Genomic DNA, 6394 nt, shown 5'->3' on the forward strand with positions numbered 1-6394 from the left:
CACGTAGATGATCGCCGCAAAGAGCGTCTCATCAGGCGTGTCCTGCGTTCCGCCACCCTGCGGCCGCACCCTCGACGGCGGGACGAGGGGCTTCGTGATCTCCCACAACCCATCCGGAACAATCCAACTCCACGTTCTCGGGCCCATGTTGAACAGGGATACCCAGCACCCCCAAATAGGACACCGTCTTACTGCTGTGTCCACCATGCGGCCCCGATACTGCCCGCTGTGGTGACGAGCGAGACGAGCCACACGGGTACACGCTGAACGGTCAAGTGGAGCCCGCCGAAGCGGAGTTCGAACGCTGGTGGTGCGGCGACGGTGTCTGATCTGTGACTCATGAGGGGTGTCCTCTTTCTGGGCTCCGGGGGGCCGCTGGTTATGAGTACAAGGCTAGAGCGTCATGCCAAGGAGACGTCTTTCAAACGCTGTTGGACAAAGTGCGGATGAGTTCGCCGTTTTGTCCTGGGCGAGACGTTGGGCATTGACCTAGTTCCATTTGAGTGCCTGCCCCTTGCTGCTCATGTCGGGCGCTGTTGCGTGACTTCGTAAGAGGTATTCGCGCTCCGCCACACGATGGCCGAAGTCCCGATAGGCGAGGTCTTCCCCCTACAACGCCCTGTTCCAGCCCCAAAAGTGGTGCGTCGGCACCTGGCCGGTATCGCGCTGATTCAGACGTCGCAGCTATCGCCCCCCTCAAGGAGGTGCCCCCTGCCCCGAAAACCCCGCCCCCCGTGCTCTGTCCCGGGGTGCCCCGAGCTGACCACGGGCGGACGCTGCCCCGCTCATGAGAAGGAAGCGAATGCGCAGCGGGTGACGCCGGGGACGAGCGCGTACGGCCGGCGTTGGCCGCTGATCCGCAAGCGGTACCTGTACGCGCATCCGTGGTGCGTGCTCTGCTCGCGCACTGCGACGGTGGCGGACCACTTCCCCGAGTCGCGACGGCAGTTGCTCGCGCGGCGCGTGGTGAATCCGGATGCGTTCGAGCATCTGCGTCCGCTGTGCACGTCGTGCCACAACCGCGAGACCGCACGCCACCAGCCCGGCGGATGGGCTGCCGAGAGGGTCCAGCCCCGACGGCAGTGACCCCGCCCCTAGGGACCCGCACAGTGCGGCGAGACCACGCAAGGTGCGACGAAAGAGCCGCGCCTCACCGGCCTGGCGCCGCACCTGCGGCGCCAGGCCGGTGAGGCGTTCCAGCTGTCAGCCCGCGTGAATGTCCGCGGACAGGCCCCAGTCGCTGTCAAGGGGGCGGCAACCCCAGTCGATGTCGTGGTGCAGGTCCCAGTTCGGGTCGATACGCGTCATGGGCTTCCCCCTTCATGATCGTTGCTGCCGGGCGCAGCAACGATCATGAGCATACGTTCTCTCGCAGTCAGTGGCGCGGAAGTGCCCCGGGCCGTGCGGGGCCGGCCTCATGCACGGACTGATGCGCGGCAGGGAGGGTCATTCGGTACGGGGGGGAGGGGTTGGCTCTATGCAAAGTAACTGGGGGGAGCCAGGATTGGCGGAAAATCCGTCTTCAACTCAGGTTGGTAGAAAAATCGGGCTGACGAGGAGGATGCGGTCGAGCCTAGATTGGTATTACGCCCTGAATAACTTCCAGTACAGGGTAAGCGGAACCAGTCTGCGGAAGCAGGGGATGACCTACACCGTCCAGGTGCGCAAGCGGTACGACTGGGGCATCCCGAGCGAGAAGCGCAACGACCTGAAACAGAGCTCCCTCTGGGTCGACCTCGATGGGCAGCAGGCGGAGGTCGCGCACCTCCGTACCGCCGGAATGGCCCGGGACTTCGACGTGTACGGCTCGGCAACCATGAAGGGCGGCATGCAGTGACCACACAGTCTGGGCACCGCGTCGGCCTTGCCGCAGGACTGACTGCGGCGCTGATGATCTTGACGGCTGGGTGCGGGACCCAAAATGCTCCGGCGGGTGCCGGCTCAGGCGTGACGGGCGATGGCTCCACCGCCCGAGTGGAGACAACCACCATCTCTCCGGAACGTGTCGGATCCCCATCAGCTGCTCTCCTTCGGAAGTACGGCATATCGCTGCCTGGGGGTCCACATGACTGTCACTACCGAGAGGTCCTTCCTCGAAGTGGTGGCACTCTCTACGTGCGCATGCGCGTTCCTGACTCTGCCATCCGTCCGTGGCTGACCGCACTAGGCGGCTCCAGTGCGGACCTGACGAAGGGATGGAATCCGATCATTTCCCATGAGATGCGGGAATCGGGTTGGGAAATTCCAACCTCAGGCGCTTTGTTCGGTGCCACGATTCCCATTCCGAAAGATGGACCGGAAACCAGTAAAAAGGTCGTGGTGGCGGAAATTGCTGGCGATATTTCTCAGGTCTTCTTGGTGGTGAATCTCTAAGAACCGCTAACACAATGAGGTCGAACGCCCCTGGTGGCCGTGCCTGGCCAATGAATTGGACGTTTTTCGGTCCATTGGGATTACCGGACACTCCATGCGTCGTGGCTGCATGCAGGCCCTTTTGAGGCCGGTGCCTCGCCTGAAACCGTCGTCGTCCACTCTCGGCACTCACCGTGCTCGACCGCGTTCGATGCCTAACCGGAAAACGAAGCTGAGCTGGGACCAGAATCCCACCGCCGCTCTGAGGCTGACTGCCTGGTGCCTGCAACCGGCGACCGACGTGGTCAGTGGTCCCAGCTTTCGAAGGAGTGCCCGTCCAGGAGGTAGCTCGGAGGGAAGCCGAGACCGACATCGGTGAGCAGCCGGGCAAGGAATTCGCCCACGCCGCAGTTGAACTGCCTCCACTCGCTGGTGAAGTCATCTCGGACGAGTACAGGCCAGTCGGACGGGTCGGCTGCGCCGGTCTGCCAGACGAGTTCGATCTCATGCTCGGAGCTGCCCCATTGGAGGAGTCCCTGCGGCGCTGGGAACGTCGTGTGTGGGGCGAACCGGTCGGCGGGGGTTTTCTTGGACCAGTTGATGAGGTCCAAGCTCTTGTTGTTCGGGATGAGAAGGCCGACGTATCCGTCGAAGCTGCCGGGGCCGAACGCGTCGACGACCTCTTTGTACTCCTGCGGCAGGGGGGTTCCCAGGGCAGACTCTGCTGCCTGCCAGTCGATACAGGGAAGTTCCCTGGGCTTCCAGCCGGTGATCGAGCACAGCCTCTCGACCCAGGTGCTCGATTCGGGGAGTCCGGCCCAGGCGGGGTCCGGGCGGTCCGCGACGACCACGACCGGCCGACGGCTGGCGCCATTGCCGGTGGCGATCCGGCCCAGGCCGATCCAGTGGGCTCGATATCCCCAGCCGGCCATCTCCACGAGTTCGTCGCCGAAAGGCTCCAGGAGTGCAAGACCCCGCTCTTCGGTCACAGTCGGGTCTACGAATCGGTCCATGGCCAGGTTCCGAGGGCGGCCCGACCACTGCCCCAGCACGGTCCTGAGCCCGGCCAACTCCTCCCTGCCCGTCTCCTCGGGAAGCCGAAGGACCGTTGGCTGCACCCGGGGCTCCTGACGGTGACTGTCCAGCAGGCCCCTGACGATTTCAACCAGGTTCACGCGCGGCTGCTCCGGAGATGGCGACATCGGACCAGTTAACCCGACCTCACCCCAGTCCGGTAGGCGGAGGAACTGTGTCGTCATACGGACAGGCAGGGAACCTGGGGGATGCAGTTCACTCTCGCCAACTCAACCCATCCGAACCACACGGTCCAGACCCGTGAGCTGCACCGATACCTGCGCTGGTGCAACGCCAACGCCCGCCACCCCAACGTTCTGGCCGCCCGCTGGGTGAAGAACGACCGTCTCAACCACGCTGGCTACCTCTGGGCGTTCTCCGCGATCACCGCCTCGCCCGGTGCCAAAGCCCACTACCGGCGACGACGCGACAACCACGCCGCTGCCCAGCGCAACCTCTTCAATCGCATGACCGGGCAGCTCTACCACTGCCTCCAGCAGGACGAGCGCTTCGACGAGGCGCTCGCCTTCCCATCTCCGCCCGACGAGGTGGGCACAGCGGCCGCATAGCGAGAGGTCGATCTCGCCAGCAGCGATCAGGTGCGCGCCTGGCGGATCAAGCGGCCTGACACAGCACGGAACCTCTCGCGCCCTGCCGCGACGCTCGCGTCCCACAGACCTGAGGCGTCACCGAGTAGCAAGAGGGACTGGAGCCGTTGTTCCTCGCCGAGGAAGGAGGCCCCTGGCACATTCTGGTCGAGCATGCCCATGGCGGTGAGCGCCGCATGCCCGCAGGGAAGCGCGTCATCAGCGCTTCCCGAACCGTGAGCCAGCAGGGCATACCGCAGGCAGAGAGCGGCGAAGAAGGCGTAGGTGTCGGCGACATCCGTGATCCCCTCCTCGGTCGGATGGAGTTCCGGGAACCGCTCCAGCAGGCGCACGCGCTCGGCGGCGTCGGCGAGCGGCCGGTCGGGATACCAAAGATCACGCACGGACTCCACATAGAAGTCCAGATCGGCTTCCCGCCCAGGAGTGCCCGCCCGCAGGCCCACGAACAGCGGCGCCATGCGCTCGGTGCAGGCGGCGACATACAAGCGGATCCTGCCACCGTCCCCGCCACGCAGTGCCTCTGCGACGGCCTCCTCCACCAGCGTCTTCACGACCACCCCCATCCCGTTCGAACAGATCGACAGGCTACACACCGGACTGCGGGCCTCAGCTTGACGCGTTAGGACCCTGAGGTGTCTATGCGGTCAGAGCACTAGGGCGTGTCTGACAAATAGCTGTAACCCCGCGATACCGAGGGGGTACCGCGGGTGAGAAGCTCGGCCGCATGATTAGTAATGACGATGGCGCACGTCGCGAGCTGTTTCTTCAAAGTGGCCTGGATGCTGCAGACGTGGTGCACGCGCATCGTGAAGCACTTCTTGTCCTGCGGGACAGCATCGAGACCGCTCACGTGGACGCCTACAGCGATGAAGCCTGGCCGAAGGAGGTCGTACCCGCCTACGAGCTGGTCTTGTCGATGGCGGAGGGTGCTTTGGTCGATGGCTGCCGTTCGACGAAGAGCGATCCCGGGATGGGGATCGAAGTCGATGTCCAGGACGACGCACAGTTCGATGTAATGCTGGCGTTGGCTCCTTACTCAATCCATGCCGAGGCATGGCGTCAGGAACGGCCGCTCTTCAGCGCCAACGACACGGGAACAGCCCTGTGGATTGCAGTCTCCGCACAGGAAGAGACTCGGCTCATGTCGAGACTCGACGTACTGAGGATCCCCGGGATGGCTTTCGTGGACCGACCCAGGTAGTTAACCCTTGATCACGGTGTGGTTTCGCGGAGCCAGAGGATGAGCGAGCTCAGGTGCAATCCCGCCATTTAACGGGTGGCGAGTTTGTCGAACCGGGTTGCGACTGCGCGGAATTGCTTGAGTCGGGCGAAACAGCGTTCGACAACGTTCCGGTGCTTGTATGCCTCCGGCTCGAAGGCTGGACGGCGCCCGCCCTGGCTGCCTCGTCGCCGTCGGTTGCTGACCTGGTCGGCACGTTCTGGGATGGTGGCCTTGATCCCGCGGCGTCTGAGGCCGACTCGGATGGCGCGGGAGGAGTACGCCTTGTCCGCCAAGACGCGATCGGGCCTGCGCCTGGGCCTTCCTGTCCCTGCCCTGGGCACGCGAATACCGTCCAGGACCGTGTCGAACACTGTGGAGTCGTTGACGTTGCCGGGTGTCAGAACGACGGATAGGGGCAGGCCCCGCCCGTCGGCCGCGAGATGAACCTTGGTGGTCAGGCCGCCTCGGGACCGGCCGGGGGCCTGCCGCGCCGCCGAGCGTTGCGGATCTTCCAGTTTGTCCTTGCCGGACTCCCCTTTTTGCGGGCGCCGGCCGCGTGCTGATGAGCACGGTTGACTGTGGAGTCCACCGAAATTGCCCACTCAACCTTGCCCACCGCATCATCACGGACCTGGACGTGCTCCAGCAGCCTGGCCCAGGTGCCGTCCGCCTCCCAGCGGGCGAACCGCTCATAGACCGTCTGCCAAGGACCGTATCGTTCCGGCAGATCCCGCCACGGAGCGCCGGTACGCAGCCGCCACAACACCCCGTCGATGACCTGACGGTGATCCCGCCAAGGCCGACCCCGTCCATCCGTTACGGGGAGCAGCGACTGTATTCGCGCCCACGCTGCTTCCGTCAGTTCACCTCGACCAGCCACAAGATCAATTGTCAGACACGCCCTAGGGCCGTTACGTCTACGGCGAAGCCGGTGCGGAGCGAGGTGAGCCCGCTGATCTGTGTGTCGGCGCAGGGCGGTTCAGCGCCGGGCGGTCTCCAGGACCGCTTCCAGCTGCCGCAGCGGCTCGGCGCCGACGAACCGCAGGACGACGGTGTCGGCGCCCGACTCCCGCAGCGCGTCGATCCGTGCCGCGGCCCCGGCGGCGTCGCCGGAGACGGTGAAGACCTCCTCCTGCGG

At 64.9% G+C, this 6394-nt stretch carries 6 protein-coding genes and 2 pseudogenes; 4 read left to right on the forward strand and 4 right to left on the reverse strand.

The window, feature by feature from the left end:
• Positions 1 to 147: pseudogene (locus tag ACIP93_RS37605) on the reverse strand (IS5/IS1182 family transposase); the annotation flags it as partial.
• A gap of 1495 nt (positions 148 to 1642) precedes the next feature.
• Between ACIP93_RS37605 and ACIP93_RS37610 the strand changes: the two are divergent.
• Together ACIP93_RS37610 and ACIP93_RS37615 are read left to right on the forward strand one after the other, a co-directional pair.
• Positions 1643 to 1837: a hypothetical protein gene (locus ACIP93_RS37610; RefSeq protein ID WP_401766963.1), complete on the forward strand. Its 195-nt coding sequence runs from the start codon at positions 1643 to 1645 to the stop codon at positions 1835 to 1837.
• A gap of 284 nt (positions 1838 to 2121) precedes the next feature.
• The gene (locus ACIP93_RS37615) at positions 2122 to 2373 is read left to right on the forward strand and encodes a hypothetical protein (protein WP_401766966.1); all 252 of its coding nucleotides are present in this window, start codon (positions 2122 to 2124) and stop codon (positions 2371 to 2373) included.
• A gap of 284 nt (positions 2374 to 2657) precedes the next feature.
• On the opposite strand, the gene ACIP93_RS37620 is transcribed toward ACIP93_RS37615, so the two are convergent.
• Positions 2658 to 3527 (reverse strand): hypothetical protein, encoded by an 870-nt coding sequence (locus tag ACIP93_RS37620; protein ID WP_401766969.1) that lies wholly within the window; start codon positions 3525 to 3527, stop codon positions 2658 to 2660.
• A 225-nt stretch (positions 3528 to 3752) separates the two neighbouring features.
• On the opposite strand from ACIP93_RS37620, the pseudogene ACIP93_RS37625 reads away from it, so the two are divergent.
• A pseudogene (locus ACIP93_RS37625) lies at positions 3753 to 3995 on the forward strand (IS110 family transposase); the annotation flags it as partial.
• A gap of 26 nt (positions 3996 to 4021) precedes the next feature.
• Here the strand turns inward: ACIP93_RS37625 and ACIP93_RS37630 are convergent.
• Positions 4022 to 4585 carry a hypothetical protein gene (locus ACIP93_RS37630; RefSeq protein ID WP_401766970.1) on the reverse strand — a complete coding sequence of 188 codons (564 nt, stop codon included), beginning with the start codon at positions 4583 to 4585 and terminating at the stop codon, positions 4022 to 4024.
• A gap of 173 nt (positions 4586 to 4758) precedes the next feature.
• On the opposite strand from ACIP93_RS37630, the gene ACIP93_RS37635 reads away from it, so the two are divergent.
• Complete coding sequence (locus tag ACIP93_RS37635; RefSeq protein WP_401766973.1) at positions 4759 to 5235, forward strand: hypothetical protein; 477 nt, start codon at positions 4759 to 4761, stop codon at positions 5233 to 5235.
• Positions 5236 to 5303: 68 nt separating this feature from the next.
• Here ACIP93_RS37635 and ACIP93_RS37640 read toward each other — a convergent pair.
• Positions 5304 to 6136 (reverse strand): IS5 family transposase gene (locus ACIP93_RS37640; protein WP_401766975.1). Its coding sequence is split into 2 segments (ribosomal slippage): positions 5304 to 5779 and positions 5779 to 6136, totalling 834 coding nucleotides; the frame shifts between segments, so codons are not numbered across the junction.
• Between the last annotated feature and the right edge of the window lie 258 nt (positions 6137 to 6394).

Origin of the sequence: Streptomyces sp. NPDC088745, assembly GCF_044751045.1 — a bacterium.
In the GTDB taxonomy this organism is placed as follows: domain Bacteria; phylum Actinomycetota; class Actinomycetes; order Streptomycetales; family Streptomycetaceae; genus Streptomyces; species Streptomyces cremeus.

Coding starts and splice junctions, on each gene's coding strand:
- ACIP93_RS37610 (WP_401766963.1), top strand. CDS start 1,643: ATGACCTACACCGTCCAGGTGCGCAAGCGGTACGACTGGGGCATCCCG.
- ACIP93_RS37615 (WP_401766966.1), top strand. CDS start 2,122: ATGCGCGTTCCTGACTCTGCCATCCGTCCGTGGCTGACCGCACTAGGC.
- ACIP93_RS37635 (WP_401766973.1), top strand. CDS start 4,759: ATGATTAGTAATGACGATGGCGCACGTCGCGAGCTGTTTCTTCAAAGT.